This window comes from Pseudomonas sp., assembly GCF_049590575.1.
In the GTDB taxonomy this organism is placed as follows: Bacteria; Pseudomonadota; Gammaproteobacteria; order Pseudomonadales; family Pseudomonadaceae; genus Aquipseudomonas.
Genome location: NZ_JBAWDE010000357.1, coordinates 1 through 24,400, shown reverse-complemented (window position 1 = coordinate 24,400; position 24,400 = coordinate 1). Strand labels below are relative to the sequence as shown.

Annotated in this window: 20 protein-coding genes and 1 pseudogene; 11 read left to right on the top strand and 10 right to left on the bottom strand. The window is 59.0% G+C overall.

What is annotated here, in order from left to right:
- Positions 1-11 precede the first annotated feature (11 nt).
- Complete coding sequence (locus tag WBR57_RS24555) at positions 12-3,158, top strand: CusA/CzcA family heavy metal efflux RND transporter (RefSeq protein WP_424087437.1); 3,147 nt, start codon at positions 12-14, stop codon at positions 3,156-3,158.
- On the opposite strand, the gene WBR57_RS24550 is transcribed toward WBR57_RS24555, so the two are convergent.
- From WBR57_RS24550 to WBR57_RS24540, 3 genes are all read right to left on the bottom strand, one after another.
- Positions 3,082-4,518, bottom strand: a complete 1,437-nt coding sequence (locus WBR57_RS24550) for a heavy metal sensor histidine kinase (protein ID WP_424087435.1) — start codon at positions 4,516-4,518, stop codon at positions 3,082-3,084. The two genes, WBR57_RS24555 and WBR57_RS24550, sit on opposite strands and share 77 nt — an antisense overlap.
- The gene (locus tag WBR57_RS24545) at positions 4,515-5,189 is read right to left on the bottom strand and encodes a heavy metal response regulator transcription factor (protein ID WP_122539401.1); all 675 of its coding nucleotides are present in this window, start codon (positions 5,187-5,189) and stop codon (positions 4,515-4,517) included. The genes WBR57_RS24550 and WBR57_RS24545 overlap by 4 nt, the downstream gene beginning before the upstream one ends.
- Before the next feature lie 356 nt (positions 5,190-5,545).
- Positions 5,546-6,865: an OprD family porin gene (locus tag WBR57_RS24540; RefSeq protein ID WP_424087433.1), complete on the bottom strand. Its 1,320-nt coding sequence runs from the start codon at positions 6,863-6,865 to the stop codon at positions 5,546-5,548.
- 225 nt (positions 6,866-7,090) lie between these two features.
- On the opposite strand from WBR57_RS24540, the gene WBR57_RS24535 reads away from it, so the two are divergent.
- A complete protein-coding gene (locus tag WBR57_RS24535; RefSeq protein WP_424087431.1) occupies positions 7,091-7,423 on the top strand; it encodes a DUF2790 domain-containing protein in 333 nt (110 codons plus the stop codon).
- Between the two features lie 116 nt (positions 7,424-7,539).
- Positions 7,540-8,115 (top strand): flavin reductase family protein, encoded by a 576-nt coding sequence (locus WBR57_RS24530; protein WP_424087429.1) that lies wholly within the window; start codon positions 7,540-7,542, stop codon positions 8,113-8,115.
- A gap of 3 nt (positions 8,116-8,118) precedes the next feature.
- Here the strand turns inward: WBR57_RS24530 and WBR57_RS24525 are convergent, their stop codons facing one another.
- The gene (locus tag WBR57_RS24525) at positions 8,119-8,940 is read right to left on the bottom strand and encodes a helix-turn-helix domain-containing protein (RefSeq protein ID WP_424087427.1); all 822 of its coding nucleotides are present in this window, start codon (positions 8,938-8,940) and stop codon (positions 8,119-8,121) included.
- A 205-nt stretch (positions 8,941-9,145) separates the two neighbouring features.
- Here WBR57_RS24525 and WBR57_RS24520 point away from each other — a divergent pair, with 205 nt between their 5' ends.
- The 4 genes from WBR57_RS24520 to ddlA are packed head-to-tail and all read left to right on the top strand — an operon-like array spanning position 9,146 to position 11,738.
- Complete coding sequence (locus WBR57_RS24520) at positions 9,146-9,709, top strand: DUF2975 domain-containing protein (protein WP_424087425.1); 564 nt, start codon at positions 9,146-9,148, stop codon at positions 9,707-9,709.
- A 7-nt stretch (positions 9,710-9,716) separates the two neighbouring features.
- Positions 9,717-9,932: a helix-turn-helix domain-containing protein gene (locus WBR57_RS24515; protein WP_424087423.1), complete on the top strand. Its 216-nt coding sequence runs from the start codon at positions 9,717-9,719 to the stop codon at positions 9,930-9,932.
- Positions 9,933-9,960: 28 nt separating this feature from the next.
- On the top strand, positions 9,961-10,599 hold the full coding sequence (locus tag WBR57_RS24510; RefSeq protein ID WP_424087421.1) for a LysE family transporter: 639 nt from the start codon (positions 9,961-9,963) through the stop codon (positions 10,597-10,599).
- 44 nt (positions 10,600-10,643) lie between these two features.
- Complete coding sequence (gene ddlA / locus WBR57_RS24505) at positions 10,644-11,738, top strand: D-alanine--D-alanine ligase (RefSeq protein ID WP_424087418.1); 1,095 nt, start codon at positions 10,644-10,646, stop codon at positions 11,736-11,738.
- 37 nt (positions 11,739-11,775) lie between these two features.
- Here the strand turns inward: ddlA and pgeF are convergent, their stop codons facing one another.
- Positions 11,776-12,498: a peptidoglycan editing factor PgeF gene (gene pgeF / locus WBR57_RS24500; RefSeq protein ID WP_424087416.1), complete on the bottom strand. Its 723-nt coding sequence runs from the start codon at positions 12,496-12,498 to the stop codon at positions 11,776-11,778.
- Between the two features lie 23 nt (positions 12,499-12,521).
- A complete protein-coding gene (gene ggt, locus WBR57_RS24495) occupies positions 12,522-14,351 on the bottom strand; it encodes a gamma-glutamyltransferase (RefSeq protein WP_424087414.1) in 1,830 nt (609 codons plus the stop codon).
- 404 nt (positions 14,352-14,755) lie between these two features.
- On the opposite strand from ggt, the pseudogene WBR57_RS24490 reads away from it, so the two are divergent.
- The 3 genes and pseudogenes from WBR57_RS24490 to WBR57_RS24480 form a co-directional block, all read left to right on the top strand.
- Positions 14,756-15,539 (top strand): annotated as a pseudogene (locus WBR57_RS24490) (IS3 family transposase); the annotation flags it as partial.
- A 1,791-nt stretch (positions 15,540-17,330) separates the two neighbouring features.
- Positions 17,331-17,528: a hypothetical protein gene (locus tag WBR57_RS24485; protein ID WP_424087412.1), complete on the top strand. Its 198-nt coding sequence runs from the start codon at positions 17,331-17,333 to the stop codon at positions 17,526-17,528.
- A gap of 725 nt (positions 17,529-18,253) precedes the next feature.
- Positions 18,254-18,391, top strand: a complete 138-nt coding sequence (locus WBR57_RS24480) for a hypothetical protein (RefSeq protein ID WP_175413286.1) — start codon at positions 18,254-18,256, stop codon at positions 18,389-18,391.
- Positions 18,392-18,649: 258 nt separating this feature from the next.
- On the opposite strand, the gene WBR57_RS24475 is transcribed toward WBR57_RS24480, so the two are convergent.
- The 4 genes from WBR57_RS24475 to WBR57_RS24460 are packed head-to-tail and all read right to left on the bottom strand — an operon-like array spanning position 18,650 to position 22,300.
- Entirely contained in the window at positions 18,650-19,687 is a 1,038-nt protein-coding gene (locus WBR57_RS24475) for a DUF1176 domain-containing protein (protein ID WP_065951375.1), read from the bottom strand.
- On the bottom strand, positions 19,684-20,394 hold the full coding sequence (locus WBR57_RS24470) for a hypothetical protein (RefSeq protein ID WP_065951376.1): 711 nt from the start codon (positions 20,392-20,394) through the stop codon (positions 19,684-19,686). Before WBR57_RS24470 ends, WBR57_RS24475 begins: the two co-directional genes overlap by 4 nt.
- 20 nt (positions 20,395-20,414) lie before the next feature.
- A complete protein-coding gene (locus tag WBR57_RS24465) occupies positions 20,415-21,866 on the bottom strand; it encodes a M48 family metallopeptidase (protein ID WP_065951377.1) in 1,452 nt (483 codons plus the stop codon).
- A gap of 2 nt (positions 21,867-21,868) precedes the next feature.
- Positions 21,869-22,300: a hypothetical protein gene (locus WBR57_RS24460; protein WP_416364438.1), complete on the bottom strand. Its 432-nt coding sequence runs from the start codon at positions 22,298-22,300 to the stop codon at positions 21,869-21,871.
- Between the two features lie 190 nt (positions 22,301-22,490).
- On the opposite strand from WBR57_RS24460, the gene WBR57_RS24455 reads away from it, so the two are divergent.
- Entirely contained in the window at positions 22,491-23,441 is a 951-nt protein-coding gene (locus WBR57_RS24455; RefSeq protein ID WP_242194927.1) for an AraC family transcriptional regulator, read from the top strand.
- Positions 23,442-24,400 lie beyond the last annotated feature (959 nt).

The window sequence follows — 24,400 nt, the reverse complement described above, 5'->3', positions numbered from 1 at the left end:
AGTGATTTCCCATGTTTGAGCGCCTTATCCAATTCGCCATCGAGCAGCGCATCATTGTGATGCTGGCGGTGCTGTTGATGGCCGGTATCGGCATCGCCAGCTATCAGAAACTGCCCATCGATGCGGTGCCCGATATCACCAATGTGCAGGTGCAGATCAACTCGTCGGCGGCCGGTTTTTCGCCGCTGGAAACCGAGCAACGGATCACCTTCCCGATCGAGACCGCCATGGCCGGTTTGCCGGGCATGCAGCAGACGCGCTCGCTGTCGCGTTCGGGTTTGTCGCAGGTGACGGTGATCTTCAAGGACGGCACCGACCTGTTCTTCGCCCGCCAACTGGTCAACGAACGGCTGCAAGTCGCGCGTGACCAATTGCCGGTCGGCATCGACACGCAGATGGGGCCAATTTCTACCGGGCTCGGGGAAATTTTCCTGTGGACGGTGGAGGCGCAAGAGGGCGCGCTCAAGGAAGACGGCACACCGTACACGCCGACCGACCTGCGGGTCATCCAGGATTGGATCATCAAGCCGCAGTTGCGCAACGTGCCCGGCGTGGCCGAGATCAACACCATCGGCGGGTTTGCCAAGGAGTACCAGATCGCCCCCGACCCCAAGCGTCTGGCGGCCTACAACCTGACCCTGACTGATCTGGTCACGGCGCTGGAGCGCAACAACGCCAACGTCGGCGCCGGGTATATCGAGCGCAGCGGCGAGCAGTTGCTGATCCGCGCGCCGGGCCAGGTCGCGTCTATCGACGATATCGCCAACATCGTCATCACCACCGCTGGTGGCACGCCGATTCGTGTGAGCAACGTCGCCCAGGTCGAGATCGGGCGCGAGCTGCGTACCGGTGCCGCCACCGAAAATGGCCGTGAGGTGGTGCTGGGCACGGTGTTCATGCTGATCGGTGAAAACAGCCGGACCGTGTCCCTGGCCGTGGCAGCAAGACTTGAGCAAATCAACCGTTCGCTGCCCCAGGGCGTGGTGGCCGTCACGGTGTACGACCGCACCAATCTTGTCGAAAAAGCCATCGCCACCGTCAAGAAAAACCTCTTCGAAGGCGCGCTGCTGGTGGTCGCGGTGCTGTTCCTGTTCCTGGGCAATATCCGCGCGGCGCTGATCACCGCGATGGTGATTCCGCTGGCGATGCTGTTCACCTTTACCGGGATGTTTACCAACCGGGTCAGCGCCAACCTGATGAGCCTGGGCGCGCTGGATTTTGGCATCATCGTCGACGGTGCGGTGGTGATCGTCGAGAACGCCATCCGCCGCCTGGCGCATGCGCAGCAGCGGCACGGGCGGCTGCTGACGCGCAGCGAGCGCCTGCATGAAGTGTTCGGCGCCGCCAAGGAAGCGCGCCGCGCGTTGATCTTCGGGCAACTGATCATCATGGTGGTGTACCTGCCGATCTTCGCCCTCACCGGGGTGGCCGGGAAAATGTTCCACCCGATGGCGTTTACCGTGGTGCTCGCCTTGCTTGGCGCGATGATTTTGTCGGTGACTTTCGTACCCGCGGCGATTGCGCTGTTCGTCACCGGCAAGGTCAAGGAAGAGGAGAACCTGGTGATGCGCACCGCGCGCCGCGGCTATGCGCCGGTGCTGGATTGGGTGATGGGGCGCCGCCCGTTGGTGTTTGGGTTGGCGGTGATGACCATCGTTGCGTCGGGCGCCGTGGCCAGCCGTATGGGCAGTGAATTTATCCCCAGCCTCAGCGAAGGCGACTTCGCCCAACAGGCCCTGCGCGTACCCGGCACCAGCCTGACGCAGTCGGTGCAGATGCAGCAGCAGCTCGAGAAAGTATTGATGGCCGAGGTGCCGGAAATCGAGCGGGTGTTCGCGCGCACCGGCACCGCGGAAATCGCCTCCGACCCGATGCCGCCGAACATTTCCGACAGCTACGTGATGCTCAAACCCAAGGAACAATGGCCGGACCCGAAGAAGTCCCGCGAAGCGCTGATCGCCGATATCCAGCGCGCCAGTGCGATTGTGCCGGGCAGCGCGTACGAGCTGTCGCAGCCGATCCAGCTGCGCTTCAACGAGCTGATTTCCGGGGTGCGCAGCGATGTCGCGGTGAAGGTGTTTGGTGATGACATGGCAGTGCTCAACAGCACCGCAGGGGAAATCGCCGAGACCTTGCAAAAGCTGGAAGGCGCCTCGGAAGTGAAGGTGGAGCAAACCTCCGGCCTGCCGGTGCTGACCATCAATATCGACCGCGACAAGGCTGCGCGGTTTGGCCTGAATGTCGGCGATGTACAGGACACGATTGCGGTTGCCGTCGGTGGGCGCCAGGCCGGTACGCTGTATGAAGGTGACCGCCGTTTCGACATGGTCGTGCGTTTGTCCGACGCGCTGCGCACCGATATCGACGGGTTGTCGCGGCTGTTGATCCCGGTGCCGGCGCTGGCCGGCAATGCGACCGGGCAGCTGGGGTTTATCGCCTTGTCCCAGGTCGCGAGCCTGGACCTGGTGCTCGGCCCCAACCAGGTCAGCCGCGAGGACGGCAAGCGCCTGGTGATCGTCAGCGCCAACGTGCGCGGGCGGGACATTGGCTCGTTTGTGGAAGAGGCCGAGGCCGCGATTGCCGCACAGGTGAAAGTACCGGCGGGTTACTGGACGACATGGGGCGGTCAGTTCGAACAGTTGAAGGAAGCTTCCGAGCGCTTGCGCATCGTGGTACCGGTGGCGCTGCTGCTGGTGTTTGGTTTGCTGTTCATGATGTTCAACAACCTCAAGGACGGGCTGCTGGTGTTTACCGGGATTCCGTTCGCGCTGACCGGTGGAATCATGGCGCTGTGGCTGCGGGATATTCCGCTGTCGATTTCGGCGGGGGTGGGCTTTATTGCGCTGTCTGGCGTGGCGGTGCTGAACGGCTTGGTGATGATTGCCTTCATCCGCAACCTGCGCGAGGAAGGGCGCTCGCTGTCGGTGGCAATCAACGAGGGCGCGCTGACGCGGTTGCGCCCGGTGTTGATGACCGCGCTGGTGGCGTCCCTGGGGTTTATCCCAATGGCCCTGGCCACCGGCACCGGCGCCGAGGTGCAGCGCCCGTTGGCGACGGTGGTGATCGGCGGGATTATTTCTTCTACGTTGCTGACCCTGCTGGTATTGCCGGCGCTGTATCACTGGGCGCATCGCAAGGAAGAGGAAACACCAGGCTGAACCGGGTAAAGCGCCCCGGCTGGCTGCTGACGTCGGCATGCCCCTGGTGCAGGTGCATGATCGATTGCACAATCGCCAGCCCCAGCCCCGTGCCGCCTTCGGCGCGGGTGCGGCTGCTGTCGGCGCGGTAGAAGCGTTCGAACAGGTGCGGCAGGTGATGGGCTTCGATGCCACGGCCCGGGTTGCCGACCGACAGCGACACGCGCTGGTCGTAGGTTTCCACCAGCAGCAATACGCTGGCGGCTTCAGGCGTGTGGCGAATCGCGTTGGACAGCAAGTTGGAAATCGCCCGCTGGATCATCAGGCGATCCCCCGTCACCCAGGCATCGCCACGCAAGCTGAGGCTGACGTGTTTGTCTTCGGCGCTCAGGGCGAACAGCTCCATCACCCGTTGCGCCTCCTCGCCCAGCGATACCCGGTCAAACCCTGCCCGCGCTGCCGGGTGGCTGACCTGAGCAAGAAACAGCATGTCGGACACGATGCGCGACAGGCGCTCCATTTCCTCGGTGCAGGATTCCAGGCTTGCCTTGTATTCCTCGCAAGGCCGGTCACGGGAGAGGGTCACCTGGGCCTTGCCCATCAAGTTGGTCAAGGGGGCGCGCAACTCGTGGGCGAGGTCGTCGGAGAACTGCGACAGTTGCTGCACGCCCGCGTCCAGTCGACTGAGCATGATGTTGAAGCCTTGCGCCAACTCGCCCAGTTCCTTGGGCAGGTTGTCGAGGGATAAACGGTGAGTCAGGTCCTGGGTCGAGACTTGGGCCGCGACATGGCTGAACTGCTTTAACGGCGCCAACCCACGTTGCACCAGCCACCAGGCGCCCATGCCGATCAGGATCAGCAGCAGCGGCAGGGCGATCACCGTTGAGCGCAGGTAGGCACTGAGCAGTGCTTCGTCATCGGAGCGGTCCAGCGACAGCAGCACGCGCACGTACTCACTGCCTTGCAGGGGCATCAGGCGCGTGGCGGTGAGGATGCGGTTGCCGCGACCGTCCACCCAATTGAGGTACGCCAGTGCCTTGCCGACCGGTACGTCCAGCAACAACGGTTCCTGAGGGTTAGCGCCGACGCTCAGCAGCACCGGCGCGTCGTGCGATGCGCCCATGATGGTCAGGTAGATATTGTCATGGCCCATCACCAGGTCCAGCAGTGAATGCGGGCGAGTGCTGATATCGTGCGGCTTCAGGCCCTGGCCCAGGCTGTGCTCCAGCTGTTCCAGCTTGTTTTCAAGACCCTTGCGCGCGAGCTTGTCCAGCTCGTGGGTCAAGGCCAGGTAGGCCAGGGTCGCCAGCAACACGACCAGGCCGGCGCCCATCAGGCTGACGGTCAGCCCCAGGCGCATTGACAGGCTGCTGGTTCTCATTGACGCGCCTCCAGCACATACCCCACGCCGCGAATGGTATGGATCAGCTTGACCTCGCTCTGGTCATCGACCTTGCCGCGCAGGCGGCTGATCGACACTTCGACCACGTTGGTGTCGCAGTCGAAGTTCATGTCCCACACCAGCGAAATGATTTGTGTGCGCGTCATGACTTCGCCGGCTTGGCGCATCAGCACGTGCAGCAGGGCGAATTCTTTTGTGGTCAGGTCGATGCGCCGGCTGCCGCGATAGGCACGATGCCGGCGCGGGTCCAGTTCCAGGTCCGACACACGCAGCACGTCCGGCAGCGGGATATGCTCGCTGCGCCGCAGCAAGGTACGCACGCGGGCCAACAGCTCGGGGAATTCGAAAGGCTTGACCAGGTAGTCATCGGCCCCCATGTCCAGGCCCTTGATCTTGTCGGCCAGGCGCCCGCGTGCGGTCAGCATCATCACGCGCTGGTTGCCGTCGCGGCGCAGTTGCTCGAGCACTTCCCAACCATCGGTGTTGGGCAAGTTCACGTCGAGGATCACCAGTTCATACGTGTGCTGCCTGGCCAGGTGCAGGCCATCGACACCGCTGGCGGCGCAATCGACCACGTAGCCGCTTTCGGTCAGGCCTTGTTGCAAGTAGTCAGCGGTTTTCTGCTCGTCCTCAACCACAAGGATACGCATAGGGAATTACCTTCAAGGGAAACGAAACGGGCATGACCTCATAGAGGCGTTAAGGGAGTTGTAAGAGATTTCTTTATTTTCAACTCTGGATGCTGAAGTAGCTTCAGGGTCAAGCGTGGGTTACGCAGCTGCGACGTTTCGCCGCTGAACCCACGCCCAAAAAAAACGCCCCGTGCGGGGCGTAAAAAATTCATCTCCGTTCCAAAGGAGCTACACAAAAGCTGCAGAGATGAAGAGTGTTCGACGCGCAGTATAAAAAGTGCAACTTAACGCGCAGGTGAGGCAGATATTACAGTTCTGACAGGCTTGAGCCTGTTAACAGATGTAGGAAATCGGCAAGTGAATGTAAGTTCAACCTACAGAATCGCCAGTGGGTATTCGACAATCACGCGAACTTCTTCCAGGTCCGACTCGAATGAACTTGAGCGTACGGTGGCCTGGCGCAGTCGCAGCGACAAATCCTTCAAGTTGCCGCCCTGCACCACGTATTTGGCCTCAATGTCGCGCTCCCAGCGGCGTTGGTCGGTCAGCGGATCACCGGCGGCATCACGGCGCATATACACCGCATTCGCGTTGCTGTAGTCGGCGCCGGTGCCTTTGGCGTAGCGGGCCATGAATGACAGGCCGGGAATGCCGAATGGCTGCATGTCCAGGTCGTAGCGCAGCATCCACGAGCGCTCCTTGGGTGAGTTGAAGTCGCTGTACTGGATCGAGTTGTTGAGGAAGATCGAGTCGGATTGGCGCAGGTAGTCGAAGTCGTCATCGCCATTGTTGCGCTGATGCGACACGGCCAGGCTGTGGGCACCGACCTGTATCCCGACGTTGGCGCTCCAGATGTTGTTATCGAATTCGCCGAGCAGTTTTTTGCCCTCGTCCACGGCCTTGTAATAGTTGAAGTCGCCGAACACAGACACCTCATCGTTCAGCGGGTATTTGGCGCTGGTGCCGAAATAGTATTGGTCCCAGGCGTCCTTTAGACGGCTGTTGTACAGGCTCACAGTCAGGTGTTTGTTGAGGGCGTATTGACCGCCGAAATAGCCGACCCAGGGTGAGTCGACCTTGCCCGCGTAGAAAGTCGCAAAGCCTTTGTCCATGCCGCTTTGGGTGGGCTGGCTCATGCCGCTCAGCCGCCCGCCTTGCAGGCTCAGGCCTTCTAGGCTGTTGTTCTGGACGGTGACGCCGCGAAAACTTTGCGGCAATAAACGCGAGTCGCCGGCGGCCACTACCGGCGTGGCGGGGAACACGTCGCCGGCCTTGATGACGGTGTCCATTACGCGAAGCTTCGCTGCGCCGCCGAACTTGCTGTAGCTGTCTTCGGGACGGTTGTCGCTGTCCACCGGCAGCACATCGAACGAGCTTTTGCCGCCACTGCGGCCAGTGCCCGAGTCGAGTTTGAGCCCATACATGGCAAACGCATCCAGGCCAAAACCCACGGTGCCTTGGGTAAACCCGGATTCGAATTTGCCGATCAAACCCTGCGCCCAGGCTTCGGAATAGCCATTGCCGGTGGGGCTGGACTGGCCCTTGCGGTCATCACGGTTGAAGTAGAAATTGCGCGCCAGCACATTCATGCTGCTGCCTTCGATAAAACCCTCGGTTGTATCTGCCTCGGCCACGGCTGCCAGGGGCAGCGCGGCGATCAATGAAAAGGGAAGGGTGTAGTAAGCAATGCTCATGTTTCGCTCCTCGGTGTCGGCAGTTATCAGCTCTTATAGAGGTGGGCGTTCTTATTGATCTGGCCCAGGCTGATAGTTGCAAACGGCGAATAACAGCTGCGTTGCGCGAACATTACAATTTCGGAATGCCGTGGTTACCTAACAAATAAGTAATGTCCTGGCGACCTTGACGTCAGGATTGATCCATTACTGTCCTCGCTGAACTTTTCAATCGAGGAACCTGTAATGAACGCCTATAAAATTGCCCTGAGTTTATTCACCGCAATCTTGTCATTCGGTGCATTGGCCGAAGGCGGTGGTGATCGCACCTTTGCCCTGATGATGGAACGCAATGAGAAAGCCATGGCTGCTTACGCTGCCAAAAAAGGCAAGCCGGCACCCGAGGTGCAGGCGTATCGCTATGGTGTGAAACTGGACATTGCCCGAGTGGTCAACGTGACGCCGCCGATCAACGCATGCAAACCCGTGCCGTCGCGCATGACCTATGAGGACTCGAAAGGCATGCTCAATACCCTGGAGTATCAAGTGATGGGCGTGTGCCGAAATAGCGGCGGCTGATGGGTCGATAAGACTGTTGGGCCCGATGCAAAAAGCGTTATGAAAACGCATGTGAGCCGCAGGGCTTGTGCTTGAGGTATCGTAGGTTTTATTTCTGCTTGAAGAGCCGATCCTCCATGAGCCCTACCTACCGTCGCCCCGTTCCGCTGCCCAAGGCCTACCGCTTGCTCAACCATGGGCCGACCGTGCTGGTGAGTGCGGCCCACAATGGCCAGCGCAATATCATGGCTGCTGCGTGGGCCATGCCGTTGGATTTCGAACCGCCGAAAGTCGCCGTCGTACTGGACAAGGCCACCTGGACCCGCCGACTGCTGGAAGGCGCCGGTACCTTTGTGCTCCAGGTGCCCTGCGCAGCCCAGGCGGATCTGGTCCAGACCGTCGGCAATACCACCGGTGCCGAAACCGACAAATTTGCTGCCTACGGCCTGCACACCTTCAGCGGTGAACATACCCAAGCGCCGTTGCTGGAAGGCTGCGTGGCCTGGCTGGAATGCCGCCTGTTGCCCGAGCTGCACAACCAGCAAGCCTATGACCTGTTCCTCGGCGAAGTGGTCGCCGCCTACGCCGACGAACGCGTGTTCAGCGAAGGGCGCTGGCATTTCGAGGGGCATGATCAGTTACGCACCCTGCACCATGTGGCGGGCGGGCATTTCCTGGCCATCGGCGAGCCCATTGACGGGCGTCAGCTGTAAGCCTTAACCGTGCTGGACTCGGCCTGACATCTTCACCCAACGCGACGGGGGCATGCCGTAGGTGCTGCGAAATTGCCGGGTCATATGGCTCTGGTCGGTGAAGCCTGCGGTGAGCGCCGCATCCACCAGTGACATGCCCTGCGCCAGCAGACTGCGCACCAGATCCAGCCGGCGCATGGTCAGGTAGCGGTAGGGGCTGGTGCCGAACAGCAAACGAAAATCCCGCGACAGCGCCCAGCGGTCACGGCCGCAATGGTCGGCCATTTCATCCAGGGTGATGCTGCGCCCCAGTGCGCTGTGGATGAACTCGCGGGCGCGCTCGGCGGCCACGTAGTCAAAGGATTTACGGCTGATAATCGCGCCCGACGCGGCGTTCAGCGCCTGGGCCAGGTCGAACAGCGCGTCCTGCTCTTGCATCGGATCAATCGGGCAATCCAGGCTTTGCAGCAAGACCTCGCTGGCACGGAACAGCCGCGGGTCAGTCGACAGGCCGTTGTGGATAAACGGCAGCGGCTTGCCGCCGAGAATCTGTTGGATCAGCGCCGGCTCCACATAAATCATCCGGTACTTGAAGCCTTCCACGCTGCTGGCGCGGCCGTCATGGCTTTCATCGGGATGAATGACCATGGTTGCGCCAGGCATGCTGTGGGTCATGCAGCCGCGGTAGTGATAGCTCTGCACGCCAAACAAGGTGCGCCCGATGGCGTAAGTGTCATGGCGATGCGGATCGAACGCGTAGCCGGCAAAGTACGCCTCGATACGGTCCAGGCCGCTGGCGTGCGGTGCGCGGTGCAGCCAGTCGAGGGTGGAAGTGGGTTGGCCCATGGTGGCTTGTCACAAGGAATGGTGGAAACACGTTAACCCAGTCTATGCGGGTTGTGGGAGGCGGTCTTGAACGTTTGTGCAGGTTTTTCAAATGGGTATTGGGTTCGTCGTATGACTGTTTAGTATTATATTTTGATAAATTATTATTGTTTTACGATAATTTATTGGCTATTTTGCTTTGACATTTACTTACCGAGGCTACTTTATGAACACACAGCGTCTTGCCCAGCTCAGCCAGCGAATGTCGCTGATCACCCTCGTGCTGATCATCAGCATGCTGGCGCTCAATGCTGCCGTCTGGTTGTACCCTATATTGAGCTCTTCCACTGGCGGGCTCGGGTTTGGCTTCGCGCTGAGCGACCGCCAGATTCAGGGACGTGCCGAACAAGTTGCGCTGTTCCCGTTATGGCAGACTCTGGGCTGCATCGTGCTGTCGAGCATACCCTTGCTCGCGCTGGCAGTAGGCTTGAATCACTTGCGCAAACTGTTCCAGAACTATGCGCGGGGCGAGTATTTCTCGCGCGTGGCCGCAGCGCACCTGGGCAAGGTCGGTAAAGCGGTAGCGTTGTGGGTCTTGCTGGACTTCTTATGTGAACCCTTACTAAGTGTCTGGGTCACCATGAACGAGCCGGTCGGCGAGCGATTGATTAGCTTGAGTGTGACGGCGCCGAGCTTTGTGGCACTGTTTCTGGCTGCCTGTATCGCGGTGATTGCGCGTATCCTGTGGCAGGCCAGTGAAGTCGATTCTGAAAACCGCACCTTTGTTTGAGATTGAAATGCCCATTGTGATTGAGTTGGACGTGATGCTTGCGCGGCGCAAGGTCAAATCCAAGGACCTGGCGGCCGCCATCGGGATTACCGAACAGAACCTGTCGCTGCTCAAGCAGGGCAAGGTCAAGGGTATACGGCTGGGAACGCTGGATGCTATCTGCGTCTATCTCAACTGCCAGCCCGGTGATTTGCTGGTGCACATGCCCGAGCCCGAGCAATAGCGCCTTATCCGTTTCGAGAGGATAGTCGATGCCATTTTCCAGCTTGCCGTACGCTGCACCCTTATTGTCGTTGGCGTTGCTCTGGACCGTCGCGGTAGTGACGCCAGGCCCCAATTTTTTCAACACCGCGCAGCTCGCAGCCAGTTGCTCGCGCCGCCATGGCGTGGTCGCTTCGACGGGGGTGGCCACCGGCACGATCATGTGGGGGCTGGCGGGCGGCCTTGGCATCAAATCGTTGTTTACTGCCGCGCCCATGCTCTACATGGCGTTCAAGATCATTGGCGGTTGCTACTTGATTTACCTCGGGTTGAAGCTGTTCAAGCGCTCAGCGCCAGCCATGGCTCAAAGCCTGTTGCCGGATGAACCGCGGCGCTCGCTGTTTTCCGCCTGGCGCCTGGGTTTGCTGGGCAACCTGTCCAACCCCAAGGCTGCACTGTTTGTCGCCACTATCTTCGCCTCGACCATGCCGCCATCACCGTCGCCGATGTTGCTGACCCTGGCCGTGATCACCATGGCGACACTGTCGTTCAGCTGGTATTGCTGCGTGGCCCTGGTGTTTTCCAGCGCGCGCATGGCCAACCTTTACAGCCGGTCGCGCAAATGGCTCGACCGTTTTGCCGGTGGTTGCTATGTGTTGTTCGGTGCACATCTGGTGGCGAATCGCTGACCACCCGTGGTAAGAAGCCTTACTTTCAACAGCGGGGCCGAGTCATGAGCAAGGTGCGTGTAGGTATTATTTTTGGCGGCCGTTCGGCTGAGCACGAAGTGTCGCTGCAGTCGGCGCGAAATATCGTCGATGCACTCGACCGAACGCGCTTCGAGCCGGTGTTGATCGGCATCGACAAGGCCGGCCACTGGCACCTCAACGACACCTCGAACTTCCTGATCAACCAGGAAAACCCGGCTCTGATCGCGCTTAACCAATCCAACCGCGAGCTGGCCGTAGTGCCCGGCAAGGCCAGCCAGCAAGTGGTGGAAACCACCGGCAACGACCTGCTGGCGCACATTGACGTGATCTTCCCCATCGTCCACGGCACCCTCGGCGAAGACGGTTGCCTGCAAGGCCTGCTGCGCATGGCGGACCTGCCGTTCGTGGGCTCGGACGTGCTGGGCTCGGCGGTGTGCATGGACAAGGACATCAGCAAACGCCTGCTGCGCGATGCGGGTATTGCGGTTACCCCGTTCATCACCCTGACCCGCCGCAATGCCGCTCGCACCCCCTTTGACACGGCGGTGAATACGCTCGGCCTGCCGATGTTCGTCAAGCCTGCCAACCAGGGTTCTTCGGTGGGGGTGAGCAAGGTTGCCACTGAAGCCGAATACCACGCCGCCGTCGAACTGGCCCTGGGCTTTGATGAAAAGGTGTTGGTGGAATCCGCCGTCCAGGGCCGCGAAATCGAATGCGCCGTATTGGGCAACGACGACCCCATCGCCAGCGGCTGCGGCGAAATCGTGGTGAGCAACGGTTTCTATTCCTATGACAGCAAATACATTGACGCTCAGGCCGCCCAGGTGGTGGTGCCGGCCGACATCAGCGTCGAGGCCAGCGAGCGCATTCGCCGCCTGGCCATCGAAGCTTTTGAAGTGTTGGGCTGCGCTGGGTTGGCGCGGGTGGACGTGTTCCTCACCGACGACGGCGAGGTACTGATCAACGAAATCAACTCACTGCCCGGCTTCACCCGCATCAGCATGTACCCCAAGCTGTGGCAGGCGGCGGGGATGAGCTACAGCGAACTGGTGAGCCGGTTGATTGAGTTGGCGATTGAGCGGCACGCGGGGCGCAAGGGCTTGAAGATCAATCGCTGAGACGGCGAGCGTGCTTTTTGTGGCGAGCGGGTGTGCTTTAGGGCGTTCGACCAATCCACGAATAGATGAATGTCTTTGCCTCTTGCGGGTGATGCGTCCTACGCCGATAGCTGGCAAACGCCGGTGACGTGCAATAGGTGCACACCTCACTCACCTCGACCTGCTCGTGCTTTACCCCTGCAGCTTGCAGCAACATCACCCCATACCCGCTGAGGTCAAACCACGCGCTGGCGGTTTGCCGCGCATCGGGCGGAGTAATTTCAGGAGATAATCGCGGCGCCGGTTGCACCGTGCTCCATGGTGCCTGAGCGTGCTGCCAGACGTGGCTTTGATCGGCCTGCAACTCGGCAATAAAGTCTTCGCTCACTTCGTAGCAACACGGCTTGATCGATGGCCCAATCGCCACCTGCAACTGGTCTGCGGCAATCCCTTCGGCGGCAAAACGCTGAACAGCATTGGCAATAATTCCGCGTTGCAGGCCCTTCCAGCCGCCATGCACTGCCGCCACTCGCCGGCCGTTTTTCGAGGCGAACAAAATGGGCAGGCAGTCGGCCGTGATCACCGCCATAGGCCGACGCTCGTGGGTAAACACGCCATCCGCCTCGACCGTATTCGCTACCAGCCCGGCCTGCCAATCAATCACTGAAGCGCTGTGGACCTGCTTGCAGATGAACACGTCATTCGGGCGCTGCGGATCAGCGATCGAACAAAAACCATGGTCGACGCCGCTGATCGCGTCGAGGTTATTTGCCTTGTGCATGGGGCTCTCTTCACTCAATAAGATTAGTCGCCAAGCGCTTCGCCTTCGCGTCGTGGGTCGGCACCGCCGCTGAGTGACACTTTGCCCTGGGCATCGCGCGTGCGAACGATGGCCTGGATGCCGCTGGTCATGTCGATCTCGCTCACTGCATGGCCCTTGTCGCGCAGTGCCTGTTTCAAGCCAGGGCTGAACAATCCGGCTTCCAGTTCGGTCGCGGCGTTGCGGCTGCCGAAATTCGGCAGGCTGATGGCGGCCTGTGGGTCGAGGTTCCAGTCGAGCATGGCCACCAGGGATTTGCTCACGTACTCGATGATCTGCGAACCGCCCGGTGAGCCGACGGTGGCCAGCAGTTCACCGCTGCTGCGGTCGAATACCAGGGTCGGCGCCATGGCCGAACGCGGGCGTTTTCCAGGCTGTACACGGTTTGCCACCGGCTGGCCGTTTTCTTCGGGGATAAACGAGAAATCGGTCATCTGGTTGTTGAGCAAAAAGCCCTGGACCATCACATGGGAGCCGAAGGCGGCCTCCACGGTGGTGGTCATCGACACGGCGCCACCCAGGTCATCCACCGCCACGACTTGCGAGGTCGAGATACGCAGCGGCGAACGATCCGGCGCGTATGCCACTTGAAGGCCGGCGGGCGTGCCCGGCTTGGCGATGCCCATGCTGCGTTCGCCGATCAGTGCGGCGCGTTGGGCCAGGTAGCCAGGTGCGACCAGGCCTGCCGTCGGCACGGGTGTGAAGTCTGCGTCGGCTACGTACAGACCTCGGTCGGCGAAAGCCAAACGGCCGGCCTCGGCAATCAGGTGCACGGCCTCTGGCGTGGGTTCAAGGCCCGCCGGCGAGTTGCTTTTGACCGGTGTCATCGGCGCGATGGCCAGGCGCGGGTCGCGGGCTTCCAGCGCCTGCAATGTGCCCAGGATTTGCGCCACAGCAATCCCGCCCGAGGAGGGCGGTGGCATGCCACAGACTTTCCATTGCTTGTAGTCGGTGCACAGCGGCGTACGTTCTTTGGCGGTATAACCACTGAGGTCAGCCTGGGCCAGGCTGCCTGCATTGCGATGGCCCTGGACCTTACGCGCGATTTCATCGGCAATTGGCCCGTGGTACAGCGCGTCCGGACCCTCCTTGGCAATGCGCTTGAACACAGCGGCCAGCGCCGGGTTTTTCAACAGCGTGCCGCTGGCTTTCGGCGTGCCATCGGCATTCAGGAAATACGCCGCCATGTCGGGGGATTGCGCGATATAGCGGTCGGCAGCGATCAGCGTATGCAGGCGCGGAGAAATCGCGAAGCCCTGTTCGGACAAGCGGATTGCTGGCTCAAACAGCTTGGCCCATGGCAGGTGACCAGTCTTTCTGTGCGCCATCTCCAGCGCACGCAATACCCCTGGCGTGCCGACCGAGCGCCCGCCGATCTGCGCGTCGGCAAAGGCCATCGGCGTGCCGTCGGTGTTCAGGAACAGTCGCTCGGTCGCCCCGGCCGGCGCGGTTTCGCGGCCGTCATACGCGTGTACGTGCTTTCCATCCCACAGCATGATGAACGCGCCGCCGCCGATGCCCGAGGACTGCGGTTCCACCAGCGTCAGCACCGCCTGCATTGCAATCGTGGCATCAATCGCCGAGCCGCCCTGACGCAACATCTCACGCCCGGCTTCTGCCGCCAGCGGGTTGGCGGCAGCGGCCATATGACGCTCGGCGTGGCGGGTGGTGAGGTCAGTGCGATAGCCCGAGCCCAACTCCGGAGCCGGGGGCTGTTCGTTGACGGGCGTGTGGCAGGCAGCGAGGGCAAGGGCTGCGGCAATCATTGACAGTTGACGGCGGGAAATCGAAAACACGCGCTGAACTCCGTTCATTGTGAGAATGATCTGATGTCCTTGGGGTAATGCTTTACTGAGCAGCGATGCTAACTGGTAAGCCGGCCTCAGCCCAGGCGCAATTTCAACGCCCGGGTGGCAAAAACACTTTTCTGCAGGCATAAAAAAACGGCCTACCTTTCGGTAAGCCGTTTTTAGTACTTGGTGGCTACACAGTCATTTGAACAGGAGTCCTAAGATTTTGTATTTATAATATTTTCTGAATACTAAATCATTAAGGCATACACATAGGCATACACACTGACGGACTTTCAACGGCTACTGCCCTGATATCTGTGCTTGGCATCGCGTCGTTCATCTCAACAAAACGATGTTCCAGACTGAATCGCGGCGGGTTTCGTATGTACCTCTTTGCCTTAAAATGAGGCCAATTAGGAGGTGCCATGAGCAACCCGCGTTACCCAGAAGAATTCAAAATCCAATTGGTCAATCGAGTAACCGAAAAGAAGCTGCCTGTCGCTGATGTGATGGCCCGCCTTGGCGTGTCGACGCATAGCCTCTATGCCTGGATAAAACGCTACAGCAAACCTTTAGAAGAACGATAGCAAGACGATCATTACCCCTCTGAACTGCGTCGTCTGCGAGCGGAATTCAAGCGCGTTATTGAATAGCGATACATATTAAAAAGGTCGCCGCGTACTTCGCCAAGGAGCACGGCTGAAGTACGCCTTTATGAAGCAGTGCGCAGGCGACTGTTCGATTTGACGGCTTTGCCTGGCGCTGAAAGTCCATCCCAGCGGTTATTACGCCTGGCTTTCTGAGCCGCAATCTGTACGCCCCCAAGACGACCGACGACTGCTGGGTTTGATCAAGCATTCCTGGCTGGAGAGCGGCGGCGTTTATGGCTATCGCAAAATCCATGACGATATGCGCGAGGTCGGTGAGGATTGTGATCGTCATCGTATGGCAAAGCTTATGCGTCTTGAAGGTCTGTATTCTCAGACAGGTTATCGACGCCGCCCAGGAAAGTACGGCGGTAATCGAGCGGTCGCCTCATCCAATCAGCTGACGCGCCAGTTAGTTGTCGTGGAACCCAACAAGGTTTGGATCACCGACACCACGTACTTACGTACGAATGAAGGCTGGTTGTATTTGGCGGTGGTGCTAGACCTGTTTTCTCGTCAGGTCGTTGGCTGGTCAACTAATTCGCAGATGACCAGTGATTTGCAACCCCCAGAATACGAATTTTACTGGTCGACGACGAGTTCGAGGCGCGCGAAACGCTTGCTGCCTGGCTAATGCAGCTTGGGCATGAGGTTGTCGCCGTCTACGATGCGACCGCCGCTCTAGAGGACTGAAGGACGATAAAACGCCATCGCATTGATGACCAGTGACGTTGGCTTGAGCGGTTACATAGATGGATGCGAACTGCCCACAAGTGCCGAATGCTGTATTACCAACTACCAGCGTTGCTCATTACTGGATATGCCGGCCTTGACCTGGAACACCGGATACCAAACGATACCGCGGTGCTCGTTAAGCCATTCGACATGCACATCTTGATACCATCAATTTCCAACTGCCTGAACGGGAATCCATAGTTAAATCTGTATCGCGAGCAAGCACCCAATCGGTGCATGTTAATGGGCTTGCCAGAGGCTTCATGGCCAACGTGAAAGTGCCATAGATCAGCTATTGCCGCGTTATTGGGCTTCAGCCTGACCTACCCAGTCTATGTTTCTCCGCGCAGTTGCAAAACTATGTGGGGCTTGTTATCGCTCTCAATCATAGCGCGAATGCGTAACTTGATTGTCTCAATGGAAAAGCCCGCTGTTGGCGGGCACATGTCAAACAAGTCTGAAGTGTCGCACTACAATTGATCAGTCGCCCGGCTTGTGCTTGTGTGGTGGCAAGGTCGGGTGTTTTTTCTCGCTAGGCGGATCTACATGCCGTCTGCGATCATCCTGACCGTCCTCGCGCTTAGGTTTGGGTCCCGGTTTGATGTCAGTAAACATGACGTACTCCTGTGATGAATGGATAAGCGGGTTAAAGGTAGCTATCGTTATACAATCAGCGAATTGGATGTTGCCGTCTCGAAAAAAGTTGCTCCACCTGGGAATATGCGTGGAAGTGCTTTTATGACGTGGTGACTGGCGTATCACCCACTGGGGCTGTCATAACGCTGCCGTTGGCTTTACGCCAACGGAAATGCTGGAAACAGGCAAGAAGTGAGGGCGTTGGTAATGGCAGCAGCTGGGCGCTAATTACACATCGGGCTGATCCAGGCCTCGCTGTATTGTTAAAGCGTTAATTGCCCACACACTTTGTTGATAGGGGGGCGTCGATAGACGCTTTACCAACGTAGCCACTCCAAACACGATGTAGCGATGGTTACTGAAAAAAAGGATTGATCCATAAAAAATACTGGCGGCAAGCGGCACCGTATGACGTTGCCACAAACTTGCCCAGGTACAGTTTTGAGTTCACCGCGGCTGATGAGGATACACGTCCCCGCGTGATCGATAACTCTCAAGCCATGGGTGTGCCGCGCCGGCATTTTTTTGTGTGGGACACCACCAACGATTCCCACAAGCCGGTGTACATAACCCTGACCAGGGACGGCGAAACGTTTGGACCAGCGGGTTGAATACACGCCGCGTGCCGTGAACGGCATGAAAAGGCAGGCCCTTATGTCAAATGCCAACCTTGGGACATGGGCGAGTCAAACCGCGGGATACCTGCTGGTAGTTACCACAGGCTTATTAATTCTTGGCGTCGCTCAGGAGCTAGTGATCGATACCTCCTTCTCGATGAATAAATGGGGCCTCAGGACGGTGTATACGCTTGCCAGCGAGCCAGCTAGGTATTGGGGCATGCGTGCTATCGCATAGCACGATTGCGCTGGTCCTAAGCGCCTCGGTGGCCGGTGTGTTCTGGCTGGTCAGGTTGAAATCCACGCTCACAGCGCCTGAGATAACCGCCATGCCTGAAACAGCACACATCAGACAGCAGCAAGAGATGAGCGAACTCATTCAAGAGACGGCCAACCTGCTGGATGAAGGCGCCGCAGACATGCCGTTAGCTTTTTTCGAAGCCTGCGAACATCTGCACCTGCGGGTCGCGCAGCTGATGCGTACGACTTTTCTGGCGGTGCAAAAAAAGCCAGCGGCCGGAGGATACACCAACCTACAAGGTGAAGTACTGACAGCCGTGTGAGGTTAAGCTTGGGGGGCACTCCGTGAGTATTGAATGCGGGCCAATCCCACCGCACTGGTACCTACCGTCACTGCCCAGGGAAGTGACCGTTGCCCGTATCACCCGTCATGCCCACAAGTGGCCCTAATCAAAAGGCTGGTTCAAATCAATGGATCCTACTCGGCCGCCTCGCATTTGAGGGTTGGAAAAATATCTACCCTTGATTTGGATCTTGAGGGCCACGCCGTTCCTCAATACCGTCGCGTCATACCCTGCCTGCCTATCCAACTCCAATTTGAGATTGAGAATGCGAGCGGCTTCATACTCTGCAACCTCACCTGTGACACCTAGCGGCTTGCCTGTGAGCTGATAATGACGCCGAGCAAAGGACTTTCGCGTCGCTCAGGATCGTGTAAACCTCATCGTTTACTTCTATGCTTTTTACCGGGATGGAGCCGGGCTTTCACCCTGCCCTGAAAGATGATTTGCGCGATCTAACCAAAATCGTGCCTTCTGAAAGTATCGATCAGCTTTCGTGACTCGGCCTGCTGCAAAGGCCTTGTTGCCATCTGCAAGCCAGTGGCTTGCCTTTATCTGCGCATCGAGTATACGGTCATCCAGCCGCACTTTAGGGGCTTTGGTAGGCATGGCTTTTTCAATCCACGATTCGACCCCAGCAGAACTGTGGTCTATAAATTAAAAATAGGTAACGTGCCACCATCGGCACACCTACTGAGAGGTTCCGCATGGCTAACAATGAAAAAACAAGTAAAGGTGTTGCGTCCAAGGCCAGCGAGCAACTGAAGGACAAGAAATCTACCGCTGATGAAAAATCAGTTGCAGGTTCGGCACTGACTCAAGCGCCGGATAAAAAGAAAAAGTAGATTGTACTTTAGGGCATATAGCCCTAACGCTTTCCTGCATTGCGTAACTCAGGCGAATGTTGTCAGGAGTCGGCTTATCACGAAGAAAATAAAGCTCGCGCGGTGTCTTGCAACGCTTGGGCTTGATAGTGCCGGCGAGCAGCACCTTTTGAAAACTGATCAGCCCTATGCACTCGGTTTTGAGGATCGAAAAACATTCCTCTCCTACGTACCTGGCCCCATGTTTTACGGCGGGGCTTAGGTGTACCTGGCGCGGTTTCAGATATCTGCTGCCCGGTACATCCGAGGCCAATAAGGCGACTCCACGCCCGCGCAGCGCACCATGCCAGATAGCGACAGAGGCTGGAACCGCTCACCGTCGAAGCGCCAGAACTGCTCGCTGCCACAGTCACCAAAGCCCCTAGCCCGGTTAAAACTCGACAGTTCTCCTGTGTCCGGATCGTAACCAACAGCGCCGTTTGGCTCATCGCCCAAGCCATGAGGAAAAACCTGCATTTCAAGAGGCTTGACCTGCTCAGGATGCTCACGCGGTGCTTGGTATAGCACATATGCGCAGTTGTAGGCTGCACACCAAGTCTGGATGATAACCAGCGCCTGTTCCTCGTTCAGAGCGTAAACGCTGGTCTCGACCTTGCTCATATCATCGACGTCTTGTTTCCAGGTATCAAGAGTCGCAGCGATCACCGCATCGCCGATACGCTTTTGTTCTGCTTCATCCGGCTGCCCAACAGGCTTGAACTCCGGCAGTACAGGTGCGGCCGGCGCCGACGGCACTTCACTGTCAGGCTTGGCACCTCGACGCATCAAAGCGCTCTGTGTGCCGACTCGCTCCTGCACTGCATCCATCAACAACAGTGCAGCACTGATTCCATCAAGCGAGGCTACCTGTTCGCCCTGTGTCGCAGCTACAGTCAGGCGATTGCCATTGCGTAACTCGTCGATCAGCGTCAATGCTACGGCGCCGGTGGCGTACCAATCCTCGCCTGATTCTGCATCGCCCTTCTGCAGTGCACTCCTTAACGGTTTGCCGTCCAGTTGGGGCTGGCCATTAACGTCCTGTTGGGTATAAAGAGCAACCCTTAGTTTGCCCTCAGGGCCGGCCTTGCGGGTAATGCGTACCGTCCACTGCGCAAGCTCCATGTCCTCAGACGCAGACACTGCTGTGCACTGACGTGTATTGTCACATCCCACCACCCAGTCCTTGATTTCACGATACAGCGGCACGTGCTCAGCTGCGTATGGCGAAGAGCTCACCCATGCGGCCGCCAGCCCTGCGGCAATTAATGCGGACTTCATACGAAGCCCATCTGACGCTGACGCAGCGCTGCCAGTTCCTGCTCAGCCCGGGCCACGTTCAAGTAGCTCTCCATCACGCCCAGGAGCTCGTCATCGCGCAGCGGTTTTCCGTTGACCCGATAGCCCACGGACATGATGCGTACCTTTGGCGTACCACGGCTGCGCGTGAACAGGGCCTTGGAGAACTCGAAGCTGACCTTGCGCTGGTGTGAGTTTTCGCCTGAGTCCGAGCCGAGTTCAAGTATCAGCGATTCCATCCAACGGCCGTTCTTGTAGCTCACACGCCCCACCTGCAGCAGGTCGATAGGCTGTTGGAGGTTGTGCACACGCAGACAACGGTGATCCAGCGTCATGAACACAAACGTTCCTGAGTGGCGGTTGGCCCAGGTAGCGGCAACCAGTATGGCAACCCCGACCAGGCAGAAGATCAAGGCGCCCACGCCGCCCTTGTCACCCGGACGATGCACCCCACCCATGTCACGCAGCACCGCCCAGGCCAGCAGTGCCATCACCAACGCGGCGATGGGCAACACGTATTTGACACGAGGTGAGGAGGTAAACTCGGTCTTATCCGGCACCGAGTCGATGAAGGCTTGCAAGTTACCGGTGGCGTCTTCGGCTTCGGTGCGTGTGGCCTGGTTGTATTCGTCGGTCAGCGACGCAGCAAGGTCGGCAGCGCTGCCAGGTTGGTAGGGTGGTTTATTCATGGGTCAAGTCTCCGTGCTGCTCATGCGGTGTGCGCCGTGTCGGCGAGTAATTGGTTGAACCACTGGCTGTCAGCCTCGCTGGCCGGACGGGACGCCTGACGTAGCAAGTCGTCGTCCAGTGCCACCTTAAGGTTGTGTACGCGCTGCAAGGTGGGCGGATGGGTGTCGAAGGGGTGCTCGACACGGTGTTCGAGGGTGTGGGGGCTGACCGGCAACGCGTGCTGCCCCATGTGGCTGTTGAGCGCCTGCACAATGTTGCGGGTCTGCGGGCTGGCGAGCAGCAGGTCGATCAGCTCGGACAAGGCACACACCCGCAGCAAGGCGCAGGCGAATGTTCGGGCACCGGCCACCCTGGCGCCCACTTCGTCGGCGGCCAGTTCCTGCCGGCGGCTCCAGTGATGGAAGGCGTGATCGAATCGCTCAAGAAAGTACAGCGACACCCAGATGCCAGGGCCGGCCAGCAGGGTGTCACTGTCGTTGTCTTCGAGCATGGTGTGGATACGTGAATGCACGCTATGGAACAGCGACGACAGTTGCGAGCCCTTCTCCGTGTCGCCGGATGCGAAGTGCCCCAGCTCATGTCCCACCACAGCGCCTGCTTCGTCCTGGCTCATGGCCGAGGCGTAGGTGAGCGGGATATACAGCGTGCGCCCAAGCAGCGGCGCCTGCGCTGACTGCAGGAACACCTGGCTGCTGGTCACGAACCAGGAGCGATCAACGCCCACCACGATATGATCCGGCGAGGGTGCATTGGCCGTACGTGCAATGTCATCCACCCAACGCCACAGGCCCGGCGCATGCTCGCGTGACAATTCACGCCCCAGCAGCCCCAGCGCAGGTGCCTCCAGCGGTGCCAGCCGCTTGCGGATGCTGCGCAGCAACAGCACGCCACCTGCCAGCACCACCCACAGCGGCAGGGTGAACAGCAACGGCATGGCGCCGCCCCTGTCCCAGTTGCTGTAGGCCCAGACCATTTCGTAGAGCAGGCACAGGCTGATACCTGCCACTAGCAGCGCCACATCAAGGAAGATCAGTTGGGTGACCCGCTGCCAGGCCAGTGTCAGGTGCTGCAGCATGTAGTCTTGCGAACGAATAGAGCGCAGGGCGTCATACTTGAGCTTACCCAGCAGCGCCAGACCGGTCAGGGCGGCCGCCAGCGCACACAGCTCAGCCAGGTGCGCGAGTAACCCGCGTAACGTCAGCCAGCCGTGGTCCTGCACGATGCGGGCGATCTCCTGCTGCATGTGCGGCACGATGTACTCGGCCCCCACATACCCGCCGGTCAGGCTCTTGTGCACCGGCAAAAGATGCTCGGGGTCTTTTTCGGCGGCCACGATCCAGTCGCGCATTTGCTGCTCGTCGCTCAATGCCCAGTGCACGCGACCGTCTTGCAGCAGTGCGTAAAGCATCAGCCCCAACGGGACCAGAAACAGAAAGGCCAGCAGCCGCAACCTGCGTGATGAGGTAGACATGATCACTTCTGGTTCAGGTAGTCGGTGAGGAACGCTTGGGCATTGCCCTGTGACGATAGCCCTTCGCTGTAGCCCACGTTCAACTCCTGGCTTTCGTCAGGCAAGTACAGCTCGCCATAGCCATCTTGAAGGATCAGCGCCACGAACTTCTGGCCGTTGACCTCGGTGCTGTAGCGCGTGTCCTTGGCGGTCTTTTCCACTTTCATTTTCTGGATGCGCAGGTTCCAGTCATGGTCCACCCCTTCCACTTGCACCAGGGCCTCGTTGACAGGGCGGGCACCGATGCGCAGCGTCCATACCTTCATGCCTTGCTCACCTTGGTAAGCCATGACCTTGTCGGCCACTTCCGGGCGGGCGTCGTCGGCCAGGGTGAAAGCGGAAGTCAGCAGCAACGCGCCAACGGTGAGTGCGCGCGCGCAGGTGCTCAGGAACATGCCAGTGTCCTCGGTAATGAAATGAGTGCACCTGATAAGCCAGAGTCACCGAATCGTCAAGGTTGCTGACCGCCTCACACAAGTGAATGGCCGCCGGTCACAGGCACTGGTTAAAAAAGCACCACCAGCACTATACTGCGACCCCATTGTCGGATTGACGTCAAATAGCCGTTAGCCAGTATTGAAAGCCATGCAGAGTTGGACCCCTTACCGGGACACCGAAGTGTTCTTCGATGGCCCGCAGCCCTTGAGCCGGTCAAATATCCTCGACGCGTCCGCGCGGGAGATCATCGGCAGTGCCAGCGGGTACTACCAGGCGCGAACCGTGCGCCCATTGATGCAGTATTTCGACTGCGACCTTCGCTTTACCGAGCCGCTGCGCATCCACAAGGTGCTGCCCGAAAGTCTGTGCATTGTGCAGGTCCTCGAAGGAGGATGGAGCCATAGCATCGACCGCCGCACGCCTAATCGCTACACGCCGGAAGCCCCGGTCAGCTTGGGCCTGAGCGAGCCAATGGAAGCGGTGGATATCCTGCCGTCCGGTAGCCACGCACGGCTGGCGGGGCTGCGCATCGCCGGCTCGTTCATTCACGAACAGGCCGAGGAAGGCGACACCACGCTGTTGCCGCTGCTGCGCCTGCAACAGGACGGTGTACGTTTCACGCCACTGCCCCGCTGCATGGCGCTGCGCTCGCTGTTCGAGCGCCTGTACCAGACGCCCTACCACGGCGCACTGGGCAGGCTGCATCAGGAAAGCCTGACCCTGGCAGTACTGGTGGAGCTGGCAGCGCACCTGGGCGGCCAGCAAACCCGCCCCCAGGGCCAGACCCGTGCCCAGCGCGATCTGGCGCACGAAGCCCGGCAACTGCTCGAAGATAATCTCGCCCGGCCACCGGCCAGCCCTGAGCTGGCATGCATGCTGGGTGTGGGGGAGACCACGCTGCGCCGCGCCTTCAAGCAGGCGTTCGGCAGGTCGATGCTGCACTACCTGCGCGACTGTCGCATGGAAGTGGCTCGCCAACTGTTGTGCGAACGCAAATGGCAGGTGGCGCAGGTTGCGTACCGTGTCGGCTACGCAGACCCGGCCAACTTCACCCATGCCTACAAGGCGCGGTTCGGGTATCCGCCGGGTAAGGAGTGAGCGGCGTATTGAATCAACCTGGGCTAAGCCGACTTGTTTGAGCGCCTCTGCGGCCACCTGGGGCCCATCGTACAGCCAAACGACCTGTGCTGAAGCAGCCCGCCGTGCTCAAATTTCGTGAGTGCCATGGTCGTTTTTCGTGACTACTGGCTGCCTTTGAGAATGATGTGTGTGCTTGGTAAGCGTCCGGTGAAGTCAGGTTGATACAACCGGATTCGTGGCGCTTTTTCCCTGCTATCCGGGCTTGATCGGAGCGGCATGGGGTTCGGCGGCGCTAAACGTATCAAAGTGATTCGTGGTCGAAACCTGGCTTAATGGAATCAAGCCCCTCTAAATTGAATCCACGCTCCAGGTTTAACCGCACTAGCTGGCATCGGTCGTAGTCACCTACACCGGTAATGTGCGCTTTAGGAGGGCAAAGTTTCTCCACCAGCTCAGCACCCAGATCCATACGCCCAGTCCGGATGAAATGTGCAGCGGCAATTAAAACTCCGACTTGGTTTTAGCTGTTCTTCAATCCCATTCTATTCATCATCCGTATGCGTCCGGGCAAGTCACCCACAAGACTCCGCAAAACTAAGACATGGTATTCACTTAGTGGCCACCAGCCAATCAGATGAGGAATTGTTGAGTGCCGTTTGAGTTATTGGATCAATCCGAAGCCGGTGAGGGCTATTGCTTCGGCTTGCTCTTACTGAGAACGAACCACACTGCTAAACAGATAAGCCCGCCGCCGTATAAATGCGCGACCGAAAAACGCTCACCAAGGAACAATGGATAAGCTGGCATATTTTGAGAATGTGCCGCTGAAAGCCGACGCAATTTTTGCAGGGGAACTCCCTGAAGAGCGGTTTAGAACCCTATTGAGCTGACCGTCGGGTCGTTGTTCGCCGCAATCCGACTTCTGGGCACTTTGCGTGAGACCAGCGTGATAGTTCAGCCTACAGATGATTCTGCAT